Source organism: Klebsiella sp. LY, assembly GCF_004010915.1.
GTDB classification, from domain to species: Bacteria; Pseudomonadota; Gammaproteobacteria; order Enterobacterales; family Enterobacteriaceae; genus Klebsiella; species Klebsiella quasipneumoniae.
On record NZ_CP022444.1, the window covers coordinates 4637326 to 4659055 of the forward strand.

The 21730-nt window shown below is 50.4% G+C and carries 23 protein-coding genes; 16 read left to right on the top strand and 7 right to left on the bottom strand.

Annotated elements, in window-relative coordinates; translation table 11 throughout:
- Positions 1-71: 71 nt before the first annotated feature.
- The 4 genes from CE636_RS25755 to CE636_RS25770 form a co-directional block, all read right to left on the bottom strand.
- Positions 72-983, bottom strand: a complete 912-nt coding sequence (locus CE636_RS25755; RefSeq protein WP_017898635.1) for a DUF4435 domain-containing protein — start codon at positions 981-983, stop codon at positions 72-74.
- Positions 980-2446, bottom strand: coding sequence for an AAA family ATPase (locus CE636_RS25760; RefSeq protein ID WP_017898634.1), 1467 nt, complete (start codon positions 2444-2446; stop codon positions 980-982). Before CE636_RS25760 ends, CE636_RS25755 begins: the two co-directional genes overlap by 4 nt.
- 412 nt (positions 2447-2858) lie before the next feature.
- The gene (locus CE636_RS25765; protein WP_017898633.1) at positions 2859-3920 is read right to left on the bottom strand and encodes a phage portal protein; all 1062 of its coding nucleotides are present in this window, start codon (positions 3918-3920) and stop codon (positions 2859-2861) included.
- The gene (locus CE636_RS25770) at positions 3914-5641 is read right to left on the bottom strand and encodes a terminase large subunit domain-containing protein (protein WP_017898632.1); all 1728 of its coding nucleotides are present in this window, start codon (positions 5639-5641) and stop codon (positions 3914-3916) included. Before CE636_RS25770 ends, CE636_RS25765 begins: the two co-directional genes overlap by 7 nt.
- Before the next feature lie 156 nt (positions 5642-5797).
- Between CE636_RS25770 and CE636_RS25775 the strand changes: the two genes are divergently transcribed.
- The 16 genes from CE636_RS25775 (at position 5798) to CE636_RS25850 (ending at position 18034) form a co-directional block, all read left to right on the top strand.
- On the top strand, positions 5798-6637 hold the full coding sequence (locus CE636_RS25775; RefSeq protein ID WP_017898631.1) for a GPO family capsid scaffolding protein: 840 nt from the start codon (positions 5798-5800) through the stop codon (positions 6635-6637).
- Between the two features lie 9 nt (positions 6638-6646).
- The gene (locus CE636_RS25780) at positions 6647-7681 is read left to right on the top strand and encodes a phage major capsid protein, P2 family (RefSeq protein ID WP_017898630.1); all 1035 of its coding nucleotides are present in this window, start codon (positions 6647-6649) and stop codon (positions 7679-7681) included.
- 49 nt (positions 7682-7730) lie between these two features.
- Entirely contained in the window at positions 7731-8597 is an 867-nt protein-coding gene (gene gpM, locus CE636_RS25785; RefSeq protein WP_017898629.1) for a phage terminase small subunit, read from the top strand.
- Between the two features lie 104 nt (positions 8598-8701).
- Positions 8702-9217, top strand: a complete 516-nt coding sequence (locus CE636_RS25790) for a head completion/stabilization protein (protein ID WP_017898628.1) — start codon at positions 8702-8704, stop codon at positions 9215-9217.
- Positions 9217-9417 (top strand): tail protein X, encoded by a 201-nt coding sequence (locus CE636_RS25795; protein WP_004131559.1) that lies wholly within the window; start codon positions 9217-9219, stop codon positions 9415-9417. The genes CE636_RS25790 and CE636_RS25795 overlap by 1 nt, the downstream gene beginning before the upstream one ends.
- Positions 9408-9692, top strand: coding sequence for a hypothetical protein (locus CE636_RS25800; protein WP_004215823.1), 285 nt, complete (start codon positions 9408-9410; stop codon positions 9690-9692). Before CE636_RS25795 ends, CE636_RS25800 begins: the two co-directional genes overlap by 10 nt.
- Positions 9689-10234 (top strand): lysozyme, encoded by a 546-nt coding sequence (locus tag CE636_RS25805; RefSeq protein WP_004213111.1) that lies wholly within the window; start codon positions 9689-9691, stop codon positions 10232-10234. Before CE636_RS25800 ends, CE636_RS25805 begins: the two co-directional genes overlap by 4 nt.
- A 186-nt stretch (positions 10235-10420) precedes the next feature.
- Complete coding sequence (locus CE636_RS29460) at positions 10421-10756, top strand: peptidase (RefSeq protein ID WP_164852341.1); 336 nt, start codon at positions 10421-10423, stop codon at positions 10754-10756.
- Positions 10757-11224 carry a phage tail protein gene (locus tag CE636_RS25815; RefSeq protein ID WP_017898626.1) on the top strand — a complete coding sequence of 156 codons (468 nt, stop codon included), beginning with the start codon at positions 10757-10759 and terminating at the stop codon, positions 11222-11224.
- Positions 11221-11856, top strand: a complete 636-nt coding sequence (locus CE636_RS25820; RefSeq protein WP_004213114.1) for a phage virion morphogenesis protein — start codon at positions 11221-11223, stop codon at positions 11854-11856. Before CE636_RS25815 ends, CE636_RS25820 begins: the two co-directional genes overlap by 4 nt.
- Positions 11853-12440 (top strand): phage baseplate assembly protein V, encoded by a 588-nt coding sequence (locus CE636_RS25825; protein WP_017898625.1) that lies wholly within the window; start codon positions 11853-11855, stop codon positions 12438-12440. Before CE636_RS25820 ends, CE636_RS25825 begins: the two co-directional genes overlap by 4 nt.
- The gene (locus tag CE636_RS25830) at positions 12437-12787 is read left to right on the top strand and encodes a GPW/gp25 family protein (protein ID WP_017898624.1); all 351 of its coding nucleotides are present in this window, start codon (positions 12437-12439) and stop codon (positions 12785-12787) included. The genes CE636_RS25825 and CE636_RS25830 overlap by 4 nt, the downstream gene beginning before the upstream one ends.
- A gap of 1 nt (position 12788) precedes the next feature.
- Complete coding sequence (locus CE636_RS25835) at positions 12789-13712, top strand: baseplate assembly protein (RefSeq protein ID WP_017898623.1); 924 nt, start codon at positions 12789-12791, stop codon at positions 13710-13712.
- On the top strand, positions 13702-16728 hold the full coding sequence (locus CE636_RS25840) for a phage tail protein I (protein WP_017898622.1): 3027 nt from the start codon (positions 13702-13704) through the stop codon (positions 16726-16728). Before CE636_RS25835 ends, CE636_RS25840 begins: the two co-directional genes overlap by 11 nt.
- Positions 16725-16937, top strand: coding sequence for a hypothetical protein (locus tag CE636_RS25845; protein WP_009486478.1), 213 nt, complete (start codon positions 16725-16727; stop codon positions 16935-16937). Before CE636_RS25840 ends, CE636_RS25845 begins: the two co-directional genes overlap by 4 nt.
- Positions 16937-18034 carry a phage tail protein gene (locus CE636_RS25850; RefSeq protein ID WP_017898621.1) on the top strand — a complete coding sequence of 366 codons (1098 nt, stop codon included), beginning with the start codon at positions 16937-16939 and terminating at the stop codon, positions 18032-18034. Before CE636_RS25845 ends, CE636_RS25850 begins: the two co-directional genes overlap by 1 nt.
- Positions 18035-18282: 248 nt before the next feature.
- On the opposite strand, the gene CE636_RS25855 is transcribed toward CE636_RS25850, so the two are convergent.
- The 3 genes from CE636_RS25855 to CE636_RS25865 all read right to left on the bottom strand — a co-directional run bounded on the left by CE636_RS25855 (position 18283) and on the right by CE636_RS25865 (position 21717).
- Complete coding sequence (locus CE636_RS25855; RefSeq protein WP_017898620.1) at positions 18283-18600, bottom strand: hypothetical protein; 318 nt, start codon at positions 18598-18600, stop codon at positions 18283-18285.
- Positions 18601-18797: 197 nt separating this feature from the next.
- Positions 18798-20939, bottom strand: a complete 2142-nt coding sequence (locus CE636_RS25860; RefSeq protein WP_020480995.1) for a hypothetical protein — start codon at positions 20937-20939, stop codon at positions 18798-18800.
- Positions 20940-21231: 292 nt separating this feature from the next.
- Positions 21232-21717, bottom strand: a complete 486-nt coding sequence (locus CE636_RS25865; protein WP_017898617.1) for a phage tail protein — start codon at positions 21715-21717, stop codon at positions 21232-21234.
- Between the last annotated feature and the right edge of the window lie 13 nt (positions 21718-21730).

Below are 21730 nucleotides of genomic sequence, written 5' to 3' on the forward strand. Positions count from 1 at the left end.
ATTCTGATTTTTTTGTCGTTGTGAGTCTTATTGTAAATGGCCTCAATACATAAAAAGAGGCCAATAGTAATTTAAATTTGCCTTAGGAATTCTCCAAACTCTTTAACCTTTTTACATGAGGGAGCTAATCTAGATATGGAAAGATCGGTGTGGTTATATTGAGCTTTTGGTACTTGGCAAAGTGGCAGTGCTCTGGTATTGTCTAAAGCTATGGCGGAGTCGATTCGATTATGTATGTATTTTTTTATGACCATAAGCCACTCACATATAAAGTAATAAACATACTTGCCTCTAATCAATAGTTCTTCGTCTAAATTAGAGATAATATCGTGATAGGTTTTTTCATCGTTAGACATATTGTTGAGTCTGGATGTGATTTCAGGAATGTCATTTAATTTGAATGTCACGCTGTCTTTTTTAATTGCCTTGAATATTTGTGCGTTGCTTGGAAATTCCACGCTAAGGTTAAGAATTCTAGACATGTATAGTTGTATTGATATTTTTTTTATGCCTTCATGGAAATCTTTTTTAGCAGACTCATAAAATGTCATCAATCGGTCTATTAATTCCTTGTTTGCCTCGTCAAGTTTAAATGAAGATATCAAAAAATGTTTTATTACTCTGTTGTCAGATAATGGACTTTCAATAGCATAAAATGGAAGTGTGAATATATTTTTATTAGAATAGCAAAATAATGAATAGTCTTGATCAACAAAAAAATAAGTGCCATCAAGAAATTCACTATTTTCAGAAGATAGTTCATCATACAGAGCTATGGACTGATCTTTACCAGAGCCCTTGATATGTGAAAAATCTTTATCGAATGCGCATAAATTCATTGCGTGATAATAAAAATCATAATCATCACTGCCTTCAAATATAAAAAGTGGTTTGTTTGGTGATTTATCCTTAATTAATTTTAAACGTAAGACGCATGGTTTTTTTATTGAATGCATCATCATTTCAAAGCGTGAACTGTTCATTTGTCAAAGTTCCTTAAATTCTTTTTAACATTTAAAGATTTAACGTTTTTCTTCAGTTCATTATTGAAAACAAAAGGAGAATGAGTAATGGCAAACATTTGTAAAACAGAAGGGCTATTCACTATATCTACAAGTACGTGTTCTTGCCATTCGATTGATAATGAAAGTTCAGGCTCATCTATAAGTACTATCTTTGCTTTTGTATCATCTAAGTACATATGTGCCATCAGAGATATAATTTGCTTTTCTCCGGATGATAAATCTTCCAAGCCTATGGGGTTATTGGTATGTAAATCTTTTACAATAACCTGCAATGATTCAACGTCATAATCTAAAAACTTAGAATCATCAGAGAGTTGCAGGTATTTATTGCACATTGACACGAAAGATTCTATTTTCTCTTCAAGCTCTTTTGTAGAGTCTATAACCGGTTTTAATTTAGACAAAAAGTAGATTAAGTTGCCATTAGATGCTAATGCAGCTTTATCTTTCATTATGCGCGTTACTTCCCCGATTATTTTTTCATTTCCTTCTTTATCTTTGTTAACAACCCTACCTAAAAATCTTGAAAGCTCATCAATAGCAGGTATTCTATATCGAGTGCGTTTATCGTCTATTTTTCCAGTCATCATGTCTTCGATAATGTTTGCACTTAATGTTCTGTACCCTAGACTTGAACGACGTTCGATTGATTCACTAATGTCTTTAAGTTCTAATTCGACATCATAAAGACCAAACTCAATATGTGTACCGTTAGCAGAAGATGTGCGGATTTTTACAAGCTCTCCATCACGGAATTGCATTTTTTCATCTGACTCGATTGTATATTTATCTCTTAATGTCGCCTTTTCAATTCGCCTGTAGGTTGGAAGATATATTATGTCAAAATTACGCATTCTATTTTTTATTTCTTCAAGCGCTAAAGTTGACTTGTTTTTTTGATTTCCATTTCCTAGTTCATGATTTTGAAAGATATCAAGCTGCTGAGAGTAGTGATTGTTAAGAAGCCTTTTTATATTGGTTAATATATTATCAATCTCGGAGTATCCATATGGGGTTGAGTTATATATAAGGCGGTACCACTCCTTATTTCTTGATTCCCTTATTTCCCTTACGGATCTGCTCTTTATATCATGTAACAAATCATCAATTTGAGATGGTTTTAGGAATGACATCATTTTTAAAAATTGTGTAGGTAAGGGTGCAGTGGCTAGAAAATCAGAGAAATTCAGTTCAGATATATTTATTTCATAGCTTTTATCTTTGAAATCAATTTCTATTGAATCACACTTCAGCTTTCTTAACTCATCAGCATTACCTCTTAATACTGCATTTAATGAGTTTATAAGTGTTGTTTTTCCTGCCCCATTTTCTGCAATAATTATTGTTGCTTCATTATTAAAAACTAGCTCAATATTTTTATAACCGTAAAGATTTTTCAGTGAGAAACGCTTTAATTCCATATAAATAGCCCTCGTTTTATTAATTGGCAAGCAGGTGTAGCTTCGCATAAAAATGCCAAAAAATGCACATTTTTTTTAAGCATTATATTCTGTTTAAACCCACTCTTGGGCGAGACCTGAGGCGACTCTATGCATGCACGAAAAATGAGAGGATTGCTGCGCGCAGGTGACGGGGGGCAAGTCCCCGCAAGCGGGTCAGGGTAGGGAAGGCGGCAGAATACGCAATTTCACGGGTTCTGCGTCACGGTGAGCGGTGATTTTAGGTAGAGGCATGCCTCGCGCAGGAAAAAAGCAGCGATGCGTAGAGGGCAGCAGATGCGGGATTTTTTAAGCAGAAAAGATGAGGCCAGCGAAAACGCTGGCCTGTTATAGATGGCTGATGTTGTTTAAAGAAACTGAATTTTTCTGGCGGTTATTTCTCAGGGGTAAGCAACGCGTAAGGGTTAAAGCGGATCACTTCTTCTCCGATCCACTCGTTGACCACCTTCAGCGCTTCCATCACGGGTGTCAGTTCGTTGATAGCGTAGACCCGAGCGGCTTTCTCGATATCCCCAAATGATCCGTTTCCCTCTGGCATGGCGCCCATCAGCTGCGGCGGGATACGGTGCGCTGCGAGTATGTCGTCACGTGTGGCGTTCTTAATGTTGATAAACTCATCTTTCGCCGTGATCTGCTGGAAGGGGAGGATTTGTACGCCGTCTTTGCCGCCGCCTGGCGCATGCAGCAGCAGATTTTTAAATGCGCCTTTCCCACGTGCACCGGTCAACGTCTCTTTGACTGCCTTCATGCTTTTATCGTCAACCTGTCCAGCGCCAATATAGACGATACATCCAGCATGCGATCCGTTGTCGTAGTACAACTTACGGAACATGTCAGCGGAGTGGGCCAGGCTGGCGGCCAGCAGTGCTGCCATATATTCCGGCATACCGTAGACCTCCTGATTAATATCAGGGTTCAGAACGTGACAAACCGTTCCTGATTTGAATGTGTGCTCTTCTTTCCAGCGCCGGATAAACCAGTATTGATCGAGATCTGTGCTCCCACGCCGGGTGTACTTCGCAAGAGAGTGTTTGAAGGGAAGCGGGCCGCCCAGGCGATTACGCGGCAATTCGAGATAGGCATTGCCAAACGTGAACCAGTCCAGCGCAAACGCGGAAAAGGTCTGGCGATTGAGCAGTTTGTGCGGGATAAAACAGCCGGTGAGCACATTACGTTTGAAATACAACGCCGACTCATGCCAGGCGCTCTGGCGCGGAGCTTTAGCCAGTCCGTAAAAATCTACTGGTGTCTCATAGTATCGCCCGTTATCCATGCAATAGAGATTGTCCAGCAAATCGGCCATATCCCGCACGGGATAAGGGCCGTCAAAGCTGAACGCTGTCAAAGCGGGATCGGCCTTCAGTGACTCCACAATGTCAGGGCCGGCGGTGCTGGCTATCGGCTTTTTTCCGTATTTCTTTTTCAAAGTTACCATCCCATTGCGAAACCACCGCCGCCACTTTCCTGGCCCAACGGTTCATTAATAATCGAAAGCATGGTTGCCCACGCCATATCACCATGGCTTACGCCGCGCGATCGGTCCGTTTCGTAAGTGATGAAACCGCCGGGCGTAACAACTTTGCGAACAGAGTTAAAGGCTCTGACCAGGCCCTGCTCGCTGCGGTCATATTCCCAGCGGCCGGCGCGGATGACCTGCAACATTTTGAGGACAAGGGCGCGCTTGGAAGAGAGGCTCATCTGGTAGCAAATAGCCGCCGGGAACCAGTTTTTAACAATCTGCCAGACCGCCTCCCCGACGCCTTGACCGTCAATGGCGATGTGAGTGACGTTGTAGCGCTCGGCAGCCTCTTTGATGACCGCCGCCTGCTGTTCAAACTCAAGCCCTCGCAGTTGCTTCAATTCAACCGTGCGAAACCGGCCGCCAGCCACAAGGGGAGGGACAGTTACGGACAGAGCACCGGCATCACCATTGCCGCTGCCGCCGTTGGCGTCGTAGCCCAGCCACACCTCACGTTGGCCTATAGGGCGACTGGCGAACGGTTTCCAGTCGGGCCAGTCGTCATACCCGTCAGCGCCGCACCCCAGTAACTGGCTAAGATTGAACGCGCTTTCGCCGTCTTTGACGAACTCGCACATGTACAGGTTTTCAAATTCATCGGGGCTGTTTTCGTCCCTGATTTCATCAATGTCGGTGTAGTCCCAGCCGTTGTTGATAGCGTCCTGAATAGTGACGATCTGCCGCCACGTTTTATCCGGGTAAAGCACGCCGCTATGGGTTTTCTTCCAGGACACGTCAAAGTCAACGCGCTGCGCTTTAGGCCGTTTCGCATTCCATCGATCGCCGGTCCAGAACTGATAGGCTTCATGGCTTTCGCTGGATGGAGTAGAGAAGTAAGTACGCGTTAAGCCCTTAAGTGTTGCCATGGCGCCGGCGACCTTACGCAGGTTGATAAAGTTTCCTGTCCAGAAAAACTCATCAAATCGCAGGTGGCCGGTGTACGACTGCGCCGTCGCCGCCGACGTACCGAGAAAATGCAGCTCTGCGCCGTTTGACAGCGTGATTTGCTCGCCGCCTTTAAGTTCGACGTCCACCTCTTCAGCCGCTTTGCGGATGAAGTTGCGGAACTGTAGCGCCTGCTTTCGTGATGCTGACAGAAAGATTTGGTTGCGCTGGTAGTCGTGCTTAACGTCTGTTCTCAGTGCGCCCAGCAATGCCTCGCGGGCAAAGTACCAGGTTGCCCCAATCTGCCGTGATTTGAGGATCATCCGGTTACGCTGATCTCGTTGTTCGTACCAGCCGCGCTGATGCCATGCGAGAGAGTCGAGAATTTTTAAGCGCAACGCCTCGATCTGCTCCTCGGAGAAGTGGTTTTTCTTCTTGCGACGACTGGTTTTTTTTACGCCGGTGATAGTGGAGGCCTGCCCGGTATCTAGCTTTTTCAACTGCCGGGTTAACAGATCAATCTCTTTGAAATCGCCACTGGTTTTATTGTCCTTCGCGCTCAGCTGGCAGAGACGAGTATCAATGGATTGCGTCACCCGTTTGATAGGCGTTGTGTCGTCCCACTCGTCACGCTTTTTCCACGAATAAACCGTGTTTGAGTTGATACCCATGAGTCGCGAAATTTCGGCGGGCGGGTAACCCTGCCAGTAGAGCTGCTTTGCCCTCAATCGAATAAACGCATCCTGAATCATCACTTCCCCCTTTTGAGCAGGGAGATTACCTGCGCGCGATCCCCGCGGCTCGGGCTTTCAGGTCTGACCGTTCTCCGACAACAAAACCGCGTGGCGCCGGGCTTTTAGGCTCTGCGATGATGCAGCGACTGACATAAATCAACAGGATAAAACGACATGGCCAGCACGACTAAACCCGCCCGCAAAAAGTTTCGCGTTGCGGTTTCCGGCGCCACCGTTGACGGGCGCGAGATCCAGCCGCAGCACCTCCGCGATGCGGCGGCGAGCTACAACCCGGACGTTTACGGCGCCCGCGTAAACGTGGAGCACTATCTCTCCATGCTTCCTGACAGCAATTTTGGCGCCATGGGGGATGTTGTGGCATTAAGCGCGGAGGATATCACCGAAGGGCCGCTGGCCGGTCGTACGGCGCTCTATGCCGAGATCGACGCGTCGGCACGAATGAAGCAGCTCACCGATGAAGGAAAAAAAATCTATTCCAGTATTGAGCTGCATCCGCAGTTTGCCCTTAACGGCAAGGCGTATGTGGTCGGCCTGGCGATGACCGACACTCCGGCAAGTCTGGGGACTGAGCGCCTTAGATTTGCCGCGCAGCAGCGCGCGCAGGTGATGGCGTTCAATAACCAGCAGATCGAGGCGCCGCTGTTCTCTGATGCGCTTGAAGCTGAAGTGATCGAACTGGCAGCTCATCGCAGCGAGGAGAGCGTCAACTGGTTCAACCGCGTGATGGGCATCCTTGGCAAAGGCCAGAAAACCGACGATCAGCGTTTCAGTCAGTTGCATCAGGTTGTTGAAGCCGTTGCTCAATCTCAGGCAGACCAGATTGACCGGTTCAGTGCCCTGGAACAGGACCGCCAACAGGATAAAGCCACCATTCAGCAACTGACCAGCGAACTTAACGAGCTGCGCGGTCAGCTTCAGCTCCAGCCCGCAGAAAATTACAGCGCAAGACCGGCGGCAACCGGCAACAGCAGCGCGCAGCTTGCAGACTTCTAAGAGGTAACCATGGAAAACCAGACCCGCGAACTATTTGATAAGTACATTGTGCGCCAGGCACATCTGAACGGTGTCTCACCCTCAGCCGTTGCCAATCGTTTCAGCGTCGATCCTACTATCCAGCAAAAACTGGAACAGGCCGCCATGGAGTCGGATGACTTCATGAAGTTGGTTAACCACTTTGGGGTTAAAGAGCAGGAAGGGCAGAAAGTAAAAATTGGCAGTAAGGGACCGATGGCGAGCACCAATAACAGCTCGGACGGCACCAACCGCCGTAACCCTGCACCGAACCATAACAAAGAGCCGCAGAACTACCACTGCCGCAAAACCAACTATGACTATGCGCTTTCGTATGCGGAGCTGGACGCGTGGGCCGGTCACCCTGAATTTCAGTCATTAATCAGTAATGCGATGGCTCGTCAGCTGGGGCTGGATCGCCAGATGATTGGCTTTAATGGCACGCATTACTCTGAAAACTCCGACCGCACGACCTACCCGTTATTGCAGGATTGCGGCGTTGGCTGGCTGCAAAAAATCCGCAATGAAGCGCCGCAGCGCATTATGCCGGGTATCACGCTGACCTCCCGTGATGAGAATAACTCGGTAATTGCGTCAGGCACCTACGGCAATATTGATGCCGCCGTGCTTGATGCGCGTCACAGCCTTATGGATCCCTGGTTCCGTCGCGCTCCCGGCCTGGTGACTGTGCTCTCGTCCGATCTGCTGCTGAAAGTGAACCTGCCGAAAGTGAACGCGCTCAGCCAGACCAATCCGAATACCGAACTGCTGGCCGCGCAGCTCATTGTCAGCCAGGAAAAGATCGGCGGTCTGCCGACGGTCTTTGTCCCGGGTATTCCTGAAGATGTAGTGCTGATCACCAACCTTAAAAACCTCTCTGTGTACTACCAGAAAGGCTCCCTGCGTCGCTCTATCCGGGAAGAGCCGCACTACAACCGCGTGGCGACTTACCAGTCCAGCAATGATGACTATGTCATTGAAGAGTACGGCATGATTGCCATGATCGACGGCGTGACATTCGCCTGATAATCCCCATCACATGGCGGGCAGCAAGCCCGCCCAGGAGAATGAACCCATGCTGACACCGGCACAAAGACACTTTCAGAAGGTCATGGCAGAGAGGCGGGGCATCAGTGATGAGCGTGACGCGGAGACGCGCACCGCGCATGAGCAGATCCTCTTTCGCCTGCATATGCATAAATCTTCGCTAAGCCAAATCCAGTCCCGCCAGGCGAAGGCCGCTGTAAAGGCCAGCATCCTTCCTGAGTTTCAGGGATGGATTGACGGCACGATCGAGGGCGACAGCGGGCGCGCGGATCCTGTCATCACCACGCTGATGGTGTGGGCGGTGGACTGCTCCGACTATGCGCTGGCGCTGCGTATCGGGCGCTATGTCGTTAAGCATGGCCTGAGCATGCCGGATGACAACTATCGCCGCCCGGCACCGACGGTGCTGACCGAAGAAATCTGCAATCCCATTCTGAACCTCGCCACCACGGACGCCGGAGCCGATTTGTCAGGCTATATCGCCATGCTGGACGAGCTGGCCGAAATTGTGGCTGACAGTGATATGCCGGATGAGGTCCGCGCGAAGCTGTGCAAGGTGAGGGCGTTTTGTCGTCGCGACACGGAAGACGCGGAAACAAAAGGCGAAGCGCTGAAACTCTTCCGGGAAGCCATGAGCCTGAACCCGGGCGCAGGCGTGAAACGGGAGATCGCCTCTCTGGTCAGCGCGCTGAAGAAGGCGCCGCTGACCAGCACGGCGAGTGGTGATGCGGAAGATGAGCCTTCATCCAGCGATACAGCGGCAACCGAAACACCCGCAGCAGAAAAAACAACACGAACGCGCAAGCAGACGAAAACGGCGGCCGGCACCCAAAAAGCTACCCGCAAAACGGCGGCAAAAAAGACAACGAAAACCGCCGTCAAAGTAAACGCCTGAGCGTAATGAACTGGCCCCGCGCCACAGGCGGCGCGCCCGGCGATCTGCCCGTTATGCGGTCTTTTTACCGGGAGCCCACCGCCTGACCTACCGGAGAAACGACGATGAGTTTTATCGCGCAGCGCCCCGTCAGACCTGCTGAAAGTGATGTGACAGACGTGGACGACGGCGGCGCACAGATTGCCGTCGGTACTTTCTGGCCGACGGTAAAACTCCACGATCTGCGCCTCGCGGCCCGCATCGCCGGTGATATTACGACTTCCCGATTGATGCATATGGCTACGGAGGCCGCGCTGCATGTCGCGGATCAACTGAAGGACTGGCGGAAGCAAAGGGAGGCGGAAGGCGCGGAATCGCTGGCTTCTGTACTGCTGACTTCCGCCGGTGAACCCGTCGAGCTGATTAACGGCGAAAGCGCAAAAGTTTACCGCTTCCGGCGTGCGGTCTACTCCTTCACGCGCGCCAGCGTACTGGAAGGTTACAGGGACGTCGGCACCACGCCAAAGGGCGACAAGGACGCGGAGGCTCTGGACAGGCAGATCGACGATCTCTGGCGGGATGGGCGCTGGAGTATCGCAGACATTCGGGAAGAAGCCCGGATCTATGCGGAGCTGTTCTGATGAAAGTCAGGGCGCTGCAAAACGACACGGTTGATCAGCTTTGCTGGCGTCATTACGGCAAAACCGCAGGTGTCACGGAGAAGGTGCTCGAAGCCAATCCGGGACTGAGCAACCAGATATTTTTAAATGCCGGGCAGGAGATCGAAATGCCCGTGATAACCAGCGAGGTGGAACGGGTAACCGTCCAGTTATGGGAATGACTCTGGATCGTATTAACGAATATTTTGCGTTTGCAACATCCGCCCTGGTGACCGGCGTGGGCGTCATGACCGTCAGCGAAAAACTGGCGCTGGCTGGCCTTCTTCTGGGGATTGTTTCCGCCGTCCGGCTTGCGATTCACCGCCGCCGCATTGAGCAGGCCAGCCAGCGCCGTAACGATTTGATCGAGCAGATTCTCCGCCAGGCGCAAACCCGCAACCTGTCGGACCGCGAGCGGCAGTTGCTGGAGCAACTGCACGGAGACAAACCTGCATGAAGAACATCATCAAAAAATGTTCGATTGCGGTGATAGTGGCTCTGGGCATTTCGCTGGCGCCCGGGAGCGTCAGAACATCGAAAGAAGGGCAGCAGAAAATTGCAGGTTGGGAAGACTGCCGCAGCACGCCTTATTACTGCACGGCGGGGGTGTTGACGGTTGGCATTGGCTCCACGGGCGGCGTGGAAAACCGCGAATATAGCAACCAGGAAATAGCGCGGCGCTGGATCAACGATCTGCAACGGGCGGAGAACTGCATCAATAACAATTTCCATGGTGCCGACATGCCGCAACTCACCTTTGAGGCTATGACGGATGCGGCCCTGAATCTGGGCTGCACTGGGCTGATGTGGTTCACCGATAAAAACGGACGCAAGCAGAGGACCACGATCTGGAAGCATGCCCAGGCCAGACAATGGCCGCAGATGTGCAACAGGCTGACTGATTTCGTCAATGTGGGCGGTAAGCGCTCCGCCGGCCTGGTTAACCGGCGCAATGATTTTAAAGCCTGGTGCCTGCTGGGCCTGAGTACGCCGTCATGAGGGCGGGCAGTGTGATTGTGATGCTTGTCCTTCTGGCTGCTGTCTGGTGGCAGACCGACCAGCTGAGCGAGGCCAGGACCCGCAACAAGTTGCTGACCGAAACGGCGACCGGTTACGACCAGGTTATCCAGGAAGTGAAAGCGACCGCCATACAAACCCATAAGTTACTGGCAGAGGTGAAAGTCCGTGAGCAACAGCGTAATGCAGAAGGGGAGCGCCGACGTGAAGCAATGCAGGCTGCGTTCAATGGTGACGCGTGCGCTGTTACTCCTGTGCCTGACGCTGTCAGTCGCAGCCTGCAAAAACGCGCCGCCCGCGCCGGTCATTCAGCTGGTCCGTGAACCCGTCCCGGAGAGTCTGACCGAAGAGACACCACGCCCGGCGCTGGATAAGCCAGTGACCTGGGGCGCGGTGGCGATATTCAGCGACAGGCTGATGGATGCGCTTGATGCCTGCAATGCTGACAAAGCGGCGATCCGCCAGTGGGACAGGCTGCGCCAGAACACCCGAAAGGAGCCATAAATGCTGAAGATAAACACACTCCGCGCCGCCATAGAGAAAGCAAACACCTGGTGCCGGGCGAACCCGGAAGCCTGGACGGTGTTTGTTGAAGAGGGTGGCATTGAAACCACCGGTGAAACACCGTCTCTCATGTATCGCTATTCTCTGGTGCTGTTCGTCATGAACTACGCCGGGAGCATTGACGACTTCACGCTGCCGCTGATGGCCTGGCTCTGGTTTAATCAGCCCGATCTGCTGCTGAACCCGGATAAAAACCAGCAGATAAAATTCACCACACTGATTAACAACGACGACACCGCCGATCTGATGTTTGAGCTGCCGGTGCGTCAGCGGGTACTGGTTCAACTGGATGAAAACGGCGTGCCGTGCGCCGAGCATTTGCCGGAGCCGCGCCCGCACGTGCTGGCCCCCCACGCCACAGGCTGGGGGCTGGTATTTGAAGGCATGCTTCAGGAGGCCGGAGCGTGAGCGATCGGATGTTCAGCGAGCTGGATCAGGTCTTTCAGGACATTCTCGACGGCGTCAGCCCGGCGGGGCGCACCCGTACTGCGCGCAAAATTGGTCTGGCATTGCGCCGTAGTCAACAACGCCGCATCGCATCACAGAAAAACCCGGACGGCAGGCGCTACACGGCACGCCGCCGCAAAGTTTACCGCACCCAGCAGGGGATCAAGTTCGTCTGGAATAATGAGGTCCGGGCGCTGAAAAACTGGCGGGGCGGGCGCGGTAAATATGGCCGGACAATCACGGGCTTTGATGAGAAACGCAGCGGTATACGCACCTTCTACCGGGCCGATATCGAGCGCTATCTGGAAATCAAAACGCAATCAGCGACGCAGACAGAGACAAAAAAAGCGCCGATGTTTACCCGCCTGCGCACCCTGCGTTTTATGAAAGTCAGACCGGACGCGGGCGGCGTCACCGTAGGATTTGATGGCATCGCCGCGCGCATTGCCCGTATTCACCAGTACGGCCTCCAGGATGAAGTTGGCCCGGGCGCTTACGCGCAGTACCCTGCGCGCGAACTGCTGGGCATGACCCCGGCAGACCTGATCGCTACGGAAAACGCCGTTATCAGCAGTCTGGGCGGTGCGTCATGAATGCCGAACTGATGCGCCTGCTGGAAAACATTCTGCGCCAGGGTGTGGTGGAGCAAATCAGCGCCGACAAGAAAGCGGTGCGCGTTCGCTCCGGCAGGTTGCTGACCACCTGGATCCGCTGGAATGTCACCCGCGCCGGGGCGTTCAGCATCTGGCTGCCGCCCTCCATAGGGGAGCAGGTCTGGATAGGTTGCCCGGGCGGCAACCCTGAAAACGCGTTTGTGATTGGCTCTGCATACAGCGCAGATAACCCGCCAACGGGCAGCAGTCTGCTGGAAATCAGCATCACCGCACCTGATGGCGCGCGCCTGCATTACGACGCTGCCGCCGATGCCGGAGCGCTGTCCGTTACCGGCATTAAAACCGCGCATATCCAGGCAGAAACCCGCGTCACGCTGGACGCGCCCGAGGTGGAATGCACAGAAAAACTTAAAGCTCGCACTTTCGAACTGACCCACGGCGGAACGATGGCCGGTGATGTGATCCACTCCGGCGGCGTGTTGCAGTCAAACGGGATCACCGTACACGAACATAAACACGGTGGCGTGCAGTCTGGCGGGAGTACCACGGGAGACCCGCAATGACAGCCAGTTATACCGGGATGAACCCGGAAGGCACCGGCGCGCTGACCGATCACGATCAGCTCTGGCAGTCCGTGACAAAAATCCTCACCACGCCAACAGGCTCCCGTGTGATGCGCCGGGAGTTTGGCAGCGCGATCCCTGATTTGCTCGATGCGCCGCAGAACGCCGTCACCCGCATGCAGCTGATGGGCGCCGCCGCTATCGCGCTGGCGCAGTGGGAGCCGCGGATCAGCCTGACCACCGTCAACGTGGTGTTTTCAGAAACAGGCGCAGTGACCGCCGAGCTGAGCGGGACCATCACGGAAACCATGACAGAAACCAGCAATACCATCAGGTTAAGGAGCTAGTGTGCAAACGTCCGTCGATTTATCTCAGATCCCGCAGCCTGATATCGTCGAGGTGCCCGATTTTGAAACGGTGCTGGCTGATATCCGGGCGCTTATCGTGGCGGCCATGCCTGCGGAACTTCAGGCTTCTGTGTCTGCTGCGCTGTTGCTGGAATCTGAACCGATGGCGGCACTGGCTCAGGCCTTCACCTATCACGAGATCCATCTGCTGCAACGCATCAATGAAGCCGTTCGAGCGGTGCTGCTTTCCAGCGCCCTGGGGGCGGATCTCGATCAGGTCTCGGGTAATTTTGACACTGAACGTCTGCTGATTACTGAAGCCACCGACGAGGCGGACGCCTTATACGAAAGTGACGAAGAGCTGCGCGCCCGCACGCTGCTCTCATGGGCGCGCCTGAGCACGGCGGGTGCCCGTAATGCCTATCACTATTTTGCGCGCGGGGCTGATGCGGATGTGCTCGACGTGCGCGCCTATGGCCCTGAAACACATAACCAGGAGGGCCGCGTTTTCCTCTACGTGCTGTCACGCACCGGGGATGGAACCGCCCCGCAGGCTTTGCTCGATAAAGTCCTGGCAGCGGTGAATCCGGAGGACGTGCGCCCGATTACGGATTATGTGGCTGATTATGTCCGTTCCGCCGTGATTGTGAATTATCAGGTGGTTGCTGACATTTACGTCCCTTACGGCGTGGACACCGCCACGGTGCTGGAAAAAGCCACCGCAGCACTGAACGAATACACCGCCTCTGTGCATCTTATCAACGCCACCGCTGCACGGTCGGGCATAGACGGGGCGCTGCATCAGGACGGCGTTGTTACCGTCGATTTGCATTCACCGGCCGCCGACGTCGTTGCGACGATGGGCGAAGCGCCTCATTGCACCTCTGTGAAAATCAATCTTGTGGTGATGGACTATGACCGCTAATTATCCCGCCAGCATTCTGCCACCCAACGCCACCGCCGTGGAACGGGCCATAGACAGGGCCAGCGCCGCCGCACTGGAGAGGTTGCCGGTATATCTGATCCGTTGGGTTAAAGATCCGGACAGTTGCCCGCTGGCGCTGCTGCCGTGGCTGGCGTGGGAATATCAGGTTGATACCTGGAATATTAACTGGTCAGAACAAAAGAAACGCGATGCGATCAAGCGCGCCCACTACATCCACCGCCATCGTGGTACGGTCGCCGCCGTCCGTCATGCCCTGGTGGACAGTCCTTTCGGGACGGATATTGTTGAATGGTTCAATCAGAACCCGAAAGGGGATCCGTATACCTTTCGCCTGAACGTGTATCAGAACGATTTGCCGGTGACGGAATACGACCAGCAGGATCTAAAACTGGCGGTGCTGCGCGCCAGGAATCTGCGCAGCTGGTTTTCCGTTCATGTATTTGGCCGACTTCAGGGAACCTCGTATGCGGCCGGTTACATGTACGCCACGGAGAAAATCACGCCGCGCTTTGTCCCGTTGCAGGTGGTTTTATCCCGCTACGAGCTGAATCTGGCCCCCGGGGACGCGGAAAGGGTCACGGTGACAATTCTCCCCGAATACGCGGAAGATAAAACCTTTACGGTAACTACATCGGATCAAACAATCGCGACCGCCAGAATAGTCAACGGCGATATTCTGGTTACGGGCATGAAGCGAGGTACCTGTTCGGTCACCGTTACGACGACTAATGGCGTCAGTGCGGTAATCAGCATAAAAGTGGTCGCGGTAATGAAGTTCATTACCCGCATCGACAGTGCAACCAGGCCAATATTCTTTGCTCATATGGACGAGGGTTTCACGGTTGACTATGGCGACGGCATTGACAGCCGGGACTACCGTTTCGATCCCGCCAGTGAAGCTTCAGGTTGGGTTATTCCTACACGTGAATTAGTACAGGGAAAGGAATACACCATCACGGTTAAGAACACGGAAACCGCCTGTCTGCGCAGCCGTTTATCTAACTATTCTTCGAAACTGAACCCTGTTGTGGAATTGATTAGTGTTACAGGGGAAAGAGGTCATCTTTCAGGGTTCGCTTTGGATACCACCGGATTAATGGCTATTCGTCCCGGAGCATTTGACGATTTGCCAAACGTGAATAACTGCAAAAATATTTTTACCAACTGCTCGTCGCTTGCAGGTATTCCGGCATCGTTGTTTTCTCGCATGAAGATAGAGGATTTTTCAGACGCATTCAGAGGGTGTACATCGCTTACTGAGGTTCCATCGGGGCTATTTGCAAACCAGCCTGATGCGATCGACTTCTCATCGGTATTTGCAGGCTGCACCGGCCTGATCAGTATCGGCAATAATCTGTTCCACAGCTGTGTATCTGCGGTGAATTTCAGTTACGCGTTTGATGGTTGCTCAATGTTTGCAAATATCGGCACGGGAATATTTACAGGATGCGGTTCAGCAGGGACATTCTCTTATAGCTTCAGGGCGTGTAAAAATCTTCTTGTCTTGCCTGCTGATATGTTTGCGGATGTTCCGGGCGGCGCATTCACCGGCGTATTCCAGAATTGCACGGCACTGACGGCAATTCCCGCCAACCTGTTTAAAACATGTTCTGAAGCGAATCATTTTGGCGGTGCATTCACTGGCTGTTCGCAGCTTCTTTCTGTTCCTGCCGGTCTGTTTGCAGGTCTGTCGAAAGTCACCTATTTCGGGACAGTCTTTTCTGGTTGCAGTTCGCTGAAAACGGTCGGCGCGGGTTTATTTGCCGGGTGCAGCCAGGCGCAGACATTCGCCTCTGCATTTTACAGCTGCCGCTCTCTTGAAACTGTAGCGAAAGATATTTTCAGCGGCTGCGTAGAGGTGACGACCTTTGCCAGTACGTTTTATGGGTGCAGCAGCCTGACAGCGCTCCCGTCCTTTGCTGACTGCGCGAAAGTCACCACTTTCTCATACGCTTTTGCTAACTGTGGATCGCTCACGAAAATTGATGCTGATGCTTTTGCTGAGAAAGCGCTGGTAACGACATTCACATACGCTTTTGTAAACTGTACTTCGCTGGTTTCTGTGGGGAACGGCGCATTTCGGGGATGTAGCGCGTTAACCAGCCTGGGCTATACGTTTTCAGGTTGCCGCTCTCTGGTTTCTCTCGCGGGAGATATGTTTGCCGGTTGCGCCAAAGTGACAGCCGTCGATTTCTTGTTCGAAAAGTGCTCCGCGCTGGCTGGACTGCCAAAACAACTATTCAGCGACATGGTGTCCTTGAAAGGCATGGGATCGACTTTCCGGGATTGTACTGCACTCATCTCGCTACCATCCGGCCTGCTTGATGGTTGCATCAATCTCACTTCGTTAACGCTGACATTCTCGGGCTGCACCTCACTGGCGTTATTGCCTGGCGATTTGCTGAAAAACAACATTCTTCTGTCCGGCGCCGGATCGACGTTTTACGGTTGCACCTCACTGGTAAATATTCCGCCGACGCTGTTCGCGTCCTGCTCTCTTATTACCTCGTTTGGCGCCACGTTCCAGAATACCGGCGTGGAGGAAATACCGGAAAACCTGTTCAGCGGCAACCCGCTGGTGACCTCTTACGGCCAGACTTTCAGGGGCTGTAAAAACCTGCGCTCAGTGCCAGCCGGTCTTTTTGCCGCCAGCATAAGTGCCACGGTATTCACGAATGTCTTTTCGGAATGCAGTGCGCTGGAAGTCGTCGGGGCGGGATTACTCAACACCACGGCGGTAACGACGGTGGGTTATCTGTTTGACGGCTGTGCGTCATTACACAGCGATGTTAACACGATATTTAATCTTGCGAGTTACCCGGAGATTGTCACCACAACGGCAATATTCAGGAGCTGCGCATTACTCGCCGGCAAAGGCCTGCTATTTATGGGCAAAGTGCCGAACGTCACCGCGCACTATTACGCGTTTTATGCGTGTGCGGGCCTGGACGATTACGACGATTTACCCGGCAACTGGATAACGAACAAACTATGAAAACATTCAATCAATTAAAAAGCCTGATCGACTTTTGTCAGACCGATGCGTTTTTCCTGGAACACCTGAACCGGCTTCAGATCGCTGGTGTGATTTATCTTGATGAAGGCGATATCGATGCTGACCGCAAGACCGTGAGTGATGATTTTTATGATCAACTTGCCAGCGTGTACGGCATTGAGCCAGAAACAAAAAGTGAGGAGGTATAATGGCCACGGGACTGACACTAACCACGGCGGGCGCCGCCGAAATCGAGGCCGCGTATCAGGCGGGGGAGGTGGTGGATATTACCTCCGTGCTGATCGGCGATGGTGGCGGCGTGACATTGCCGGCTGATCCCGATGAGCTGGCGGCGGTGACGGCGCTTTTTGGACAGTTTGGCCGTGAAACCTTTGACTCTGATTCAAGCTATGAGGGGTTTATCAGCGGGCAGATCGTTATCAACTGCCAGGATTATCCGGGTAAAACGCTCAGAGAAGCGGGGCTGGTCAGCGCTAAGGGTACGCTCATCGCTTACGGCACATACCCGGCGACATACCTCCCGGCGCAATCGGATTCCATTATCAAAGAGATCATTCTGACGCTGGTGTTGACGCTGACGCACAGCTCAAACGTGCAGCTTGTTATCGATCCGGCGCTTGCCACACTCACGCAGGAAACAGGTGATAAACGCTATCTGCGGCGAGCACAAAATCTTTCTGATTTAAACGATCCCAAAGAGGCCAGGGATAATCTTGAACTGGGTAACTCAGCTACGCGGGACGTGGGCACCGAGACGGGAATGGTAGCTGCGGGGGATGACTCGCGCATAACCGGCGCACTTCAGAAAGAAAATAATCTTTCCGATCTGAGCGATACATCCGAAGCCCTGAAGGCGCTGGGACTCAACAGCGACGGAGCGGCTTATAGGGCTATTGTTGACGCTATTTTTTACGTTGGGATCATCATTTCAGGTGAAAAAAGCCCAGCAGAGCGTTTCCCCTGGCAGACGTGGACGGATTTAAGCGAAACCTTTGCTGATAGGGTTGTCAGGATTAGTTCTCAGTATGGCGTTACCGGCGGAAGGAACAAGGTGAAGCTTGAAGCCGATAATTTGCCTCCACACTGGCACCGTTCGGGGGACAGGTCTCCAGGAGCCACGTGGGATCCGAACACTACCCACGGAACAGATAACCAGAAAAGTGGCCCGTTGGCGCTGACTGAGGGAACTTATGTTGATGCAGCAGGCCTGAAGGCGTCAGAGAACAAAGCAATAGATGTGACGAACGAATATTTCTCTATATGTATGTGGAAACGTTCATCATAATTTGGAATCATTAAAGTCTGTTTTATTTCAGCTGAGAGATTTTTAGTGTTTTTGGTGAGTGAGGCTGACATGGTAAGTTATTAGTTAATAATCTATGGTGGCAATAAATTTATTTTCTTGGTAGTTGAAGAACCTTACGATAGCTATGTCAATTAAATACATTGGGTGACATGTTAAAATAAAGGGAGGGCCGCCTCCCTTAAGGTGGTTAAATGCGAAATTCACGTGGATATCGGGAGGTGGTATATTTAAATTTGAACTTCGATGTCTATTATGTCAATGCATGTTTGTGCTTGGCTATGATTTTGTGCTGTATGCCATTCCCCCGTTTGTAACTTGATCTCAGTCAACCCATCAATGGGTATGCAACGCCAATTGGAAGGTGAGTTTGGAGTTACCTGACCTTTACTGCTGCTACCTCCGAATTGATAAAACAACGCTTGCTGCCTACCTTTTTTTTTCCCAAGTGCATGCGGGCACATTTCCCGATAGTGACCTTGGTATACAGCTGTTATCTGTAACTTCTCTCTAATTGCTTTAGCTATAAGTTCATAGTTATTTGACATTTTAAAACTCCTTATGGTTTTTTACCAAGAAGACCTTATGCCGCAATTATTTAAATTAACGATCAAATGGTGCTCTGGCGATAATTGAAAAGATAAGGTAGTGAAAGCAGAACTCCGTTCTGAATTAAATCATAATTAGAGTCTACCTATCGAGTGTAAAAGACTGACTTCAAGAAAAAATTATTAAATAGTCATAGCTAAGCTATCTCCTGCTCTATCTCATCATTTGCGGATGAGAACGGTGTGGTAAGGAGTTTGTCACATTCTAAAATTACGTACTCAGGGATCAGATCAAACCTTACTGGGTCGAGCTGGCAAATGAATTCGTTTTCGATGTGATAAGTCTCATTGATAAACTTACGAATCACTCGGTTATCAATTTCTGGTTCTAATAGCCTGAAAACTTGTAGTTTTTCATACCCGGTCCTACAGTTTTGATAAAGGGCTCTTATATAGTCAGGAGTTGTCACCATCTCAAGTATTTTTGCGTAGTCAAAACCAGAAATACGTTCAGCGATGGTATCGCAGCCTATTTGAAACTTAACTGAATCCATTTTAGGATAACCAGCACCGTCCTCTACCTCCTCACGTGAATCGATGGGTTCAGCTCGACGGTGAAAAAGATTTGAGAGTACCTGATATGCGTCGCCACGCTCGTCAATGATCTCATAATGTCGGCGAAGGTAAATCAGTTTTATCAGGTCGTCACAGTTTGATTCAGTTACAGCCTTGCAGATTTGCGCAAAAGTCATTATATCGCTCTCGCGGATTGGCAATTCTGTAATAATTCCTGCGCTATAACGTAAGTATGATGCCATAACCTGATTATTAAACATCTGTCGGACTGATTTCAGCGTATCAATAATGGGTTCTACATCATGTGTCAACATTAATACTGTGAGGTTTTTTAAGCATTCCCCTGTATTCCGACGAAAAAGCATCTCAAGGATGGCAAATTTTTTATTCTTATCGAACGATGATATGGGATCATCTAATATTATAAGATCGGGTTTACGTGCTAGACACTCATACATAAACAGAACGATCGCAAAGGCATTGCGTTCGCCATAACTGAGGTGTTGGCTGCCGCCACTAAGGTGATGCTCATGATCAACGTGTCGCAGTTTTAGTCTACACTCAGAACCGTCACCAGATATGTCTACTTGATACCTATATCCTGCATATGAAAGGAATGTATTGATATCGGTCATGTGCTTCAATATCAACCTGTTCATACCGGCACGCTGTATGTTGATTTTTCCCTGAAGCTGACCAGCTTGAGCCATAAGTGTATCTAGAGAAGCATTGAGACGATCAACTATTTGCTTAGTTCTGTCGGACTGAAGTTCAGAAAAAAACTGCAGGTCCAGTCGATAGGCTGCTAAAGAAGCTCGCACATTGCTTCCATCTTCGAATGAAAAACTATTAAGAATTTTCAAAGAGTTTAGTAAAGTCAGGAGGCTGTCTGTCTGTCGCTTAATTGTTAGAAGATAGTCTTCATGTCGCTGTTCAAGTCCGCCCTGTAAAGTTGTTATTTCCTTGAGGCGAGCCCGAGCATCGTCATGAAAATACTCACCAAGTTTTTCAATGGCATTGATAATAACAACGAGGTTTTTAATAACAGCTTTGTCGTATTCATCACTAACTTTACGTATTTGTTCTATTTTATCGTGTGAATTGCCTGTACAAAAAGGGCAGCAATCGTCTGAAAGTTCTGAGAAGTTTTCATATCCTTTAGTTTGCCATTCAATCCACTCTACGTTACGTGCGCTTTGTATAAATGGTTGATACCCTTCAAGCCCTGGAGGGATGTGTTGAAGCTTATTACCGCCAGACAGTCCTCTCATACCTGTAGAGGCTCTCGAAAGACCCCTGCTAGTTAGCTTAAAAGCACCACTAAGTTCTTGAAGATGGGTAATGAATAATTCCAGTTCATTGTTATTGGTAAACTCTTGCCGAATTGCCATGACCATAGCTTCTATCTCGCTCTCGGTCTGACTGTAAGCTTCAGTTTTGATAAAAATGTCAAAGCTGTTGCTAATTAACTCGTTAGGCTGGAAGGTGAACTGTGAAACATACTTTTCATCAAAACACATCACTTCGCGAATAATTTCTGCACCGCGCACACTTGGTATGAAATTTGACGGATTTGATGCACGAAGCTTAAAGGGAAGAAGGGCATTAAGACTTTGTATATCGCCAACAACGCTATGTAGTATCGCGCGAGAAACGGTACTCTTGCCAGTACCATTTGGTGCAAATTTAATGTTTAGCTTATTTTCTGAAAGTATGATACGGGCGTAATCAATATTGTTACAGTGACTGATTTCAACATCCATTTAGAAACCCCTCTAATGGACTGAACTTATGAAAAAAGGCATGTTAACTACAATGCTTTATATATAAGCACCGTTTCGTTTGTTCGTAAACTAGATTTCAGAATCAAAAAGTTATAAGAATGCAAAAAAATAGTGTTACTGATTATTAATGCGCCCTGTTAAGGCTTTGATGCCGGCTTGGATGTACGATGATATGAAAAGCATTGTTGAATAATTGTTAAATTACATTCAGTTATCTCTACCGGTTATGTTTGAATAAACTAACAATCAGAAGTAATTGTTCTTCTCATTGTTAGAGGCTCTCCAGCGTCACTTGAGCTATATCCAGCGTTGTTCCAGCTACCTCCTTAATAGTGCCCATTAGATCCCTAACAGAGGAACTTTGCAGCCGCTCCCGGATATCTTCATCAACCCTCTGTAATGAAAGCGTAAACTCTATCTTTTTAGATTTGCCATAGCGATCAAACTCCTGATGTGTCTCCTGCAACCCCGTGATGACATACATCCCGTAAATGGAACCGACGCCATCAATCAGAGGCCAGGCAAGCCCGGTGTAAGCCATTGTTGAGACAGCACCCAGCGACAGGTTGCCGCCAGTAATTTCAGGGTACAGCAACCCACCCAGCGTCAGCTGGTTCTCACCTGCGCCAACGTACTGCCATTTTGCGCTCCTGCCCACGCGATCATTCTTAACGTGCCGCCAGTTACGGGACAGCTGCAATTGCTGATAGGGCAGTGTCCTGAGTTCAAATACAAAAAGTCCGAATACCATCATCATAGTTATTACTCCT

What these genes read in the sequence shown, in the direction of transcription:
- CE636_RS25755 (WP_017898635.1), bottom strand. Translation starts at nt 983, where the DNA reads ATGAACAGTTCACGCTTTGAAATGATGATGCATTCAATAAAAAAACCA.
- CE636_RS25760 (WP_017898634.1), bottom strand. Translation starts at nt 2,446, where the DNA reads ATGGAATTAAAGCGTTTCTCACTGAAAAATCTTTACGGTTATAAAAAT.
- CE636_RS25765 (WP_017898633.1), bottom strand. Translation starts at nt 3,920, where the DNA reads ATGGTAACTTTGAAAAAGAAATACGGAAAAAAGCCGATAGCCAGCACC.
- CE636_RS25770 (WP_017898632.1), bottom strand. Translation starts at nt 5,641, where the DNA reads ATGATTCAGGATGCGTTTATTCGATTGAGGGCAAAGCAGCTCTACTGG.
- CE636_RS25775 (WP_017898631.1), top strand. Translation starts at nt 5,798, where the DNA reads ATGGCCAGCACGACTAAACCCGCCCGCAAAAAGTTTCGCGTTGCGGTT.
- CE636_RS25780 (WP_017898630.1), top strand. Translation starts at nt 6,647, where the DNA reads ATGGAAAACCAGACCCGCGAACTATTTGATAAGTACATTGTGCGCCAG.
- gpM (WP_017898629.1), top strand. Translation starts at nt 7,731, where the DNA reads ATGCTGACACCGGCACAAAGACACTTTCAGAAGGTCATGGCAGAGAGG.
- CE636_RS25790 (WP_017898628.1), top strand. Translation starts at nt 8,702, where the DNA reads ATGAGTTTTATCGCGCAGCGCCCCGTCAGACCTGCTGAAAGTGATGTG.
- CE636_RS25795 (WP_004131559.1), top strand. Translation starts at nt 9,217, where the DNA reads ATGAAAGTCAGGGCGCTGCAAAACGACACGGTTGATCAGCTTTGCTGG.
- CE636_RS25800 (WP_004215823.1), top strand. Translation starts at nt 9,408, where the DNA reads ATGGGAATGACTCTGGATCGTATTAACGAATATTTTGCGTTTGCAACA.
- CE636_RS25805 (WP_004213111.1), top strand. Translation starts at nt 9,689, where the DNA reads ATGAAGAACATCATCAAAAAATGTTCGATTGCGGTGATAGTGGCTCTG.
- CE636_RS25815 (WP_017898626.1), top strand. Translation starts at nt 10,757, where the DNA reads ATGCTGAAGATAAACACACTCCGCGCCGCCATAGAGAAAGCAAACACC.
- CE636_RS25825 (WP_017898625.1), top strand. Translation starts at nt 11,853, where the DNA reads ATGAATGCCGAACTGATGCGCCTGCTGGAAAACATTCTGCGCCAGGGT.
- CE636_RS25830 (WP_017898624.1), top strand. Translation starts at nt 12,437, where the DNA reads ATGACAGCCAGTTATACCGGGATGAACCCGGAAGGCACCGGCGCGCTG.
- CE636_RS25840 (WP_017898622.1), top strand. Translation starts at nt 13,702, where the DNA reads ATGACCGCTAATTATCCCGCCAGCATTCTGCCACCCAACGCCACCGCC.
- CE636_RS25845 (WP_009486478.1), top strand. Translation starts at nt 16,725, where the DNA reads ATGAAAACATTCAATCAATTAAAAAGCCTGATCGACTTTTGTCAGACC.
- CE636_RS25850 (WP_017898621.1), top strand. Translation starts at nt 16,937, where the DNA reads ATGGCCACGGGACTGACACTAACCACGGCGGGCGCCGCCGAAATCGAG.
- CE636_RS25855 (WP_017898620.1), bottom strand. Translation starts at nt 18,600, where the DNA reads ATGTCAAATAACTATGAACTTATAGCTAAAGCAATTAGAGAGAAGTTA.
- CE636_RS25860 (WP_020480995.1), bottom strand. Translation starts at nt 20,939, where the DNA reads ATGGATGTTGAAATCAGTCACTGTAACAATATTGATTACGCCCGTATC.
- CE636_RS25865 (WP_017898617.1), bottom strand. Translation starts at nt 21,717, where the DNA reads ATGATGATGGTATTCGGACTTTTTGTATTTGAACTCAGGACACTGCCC.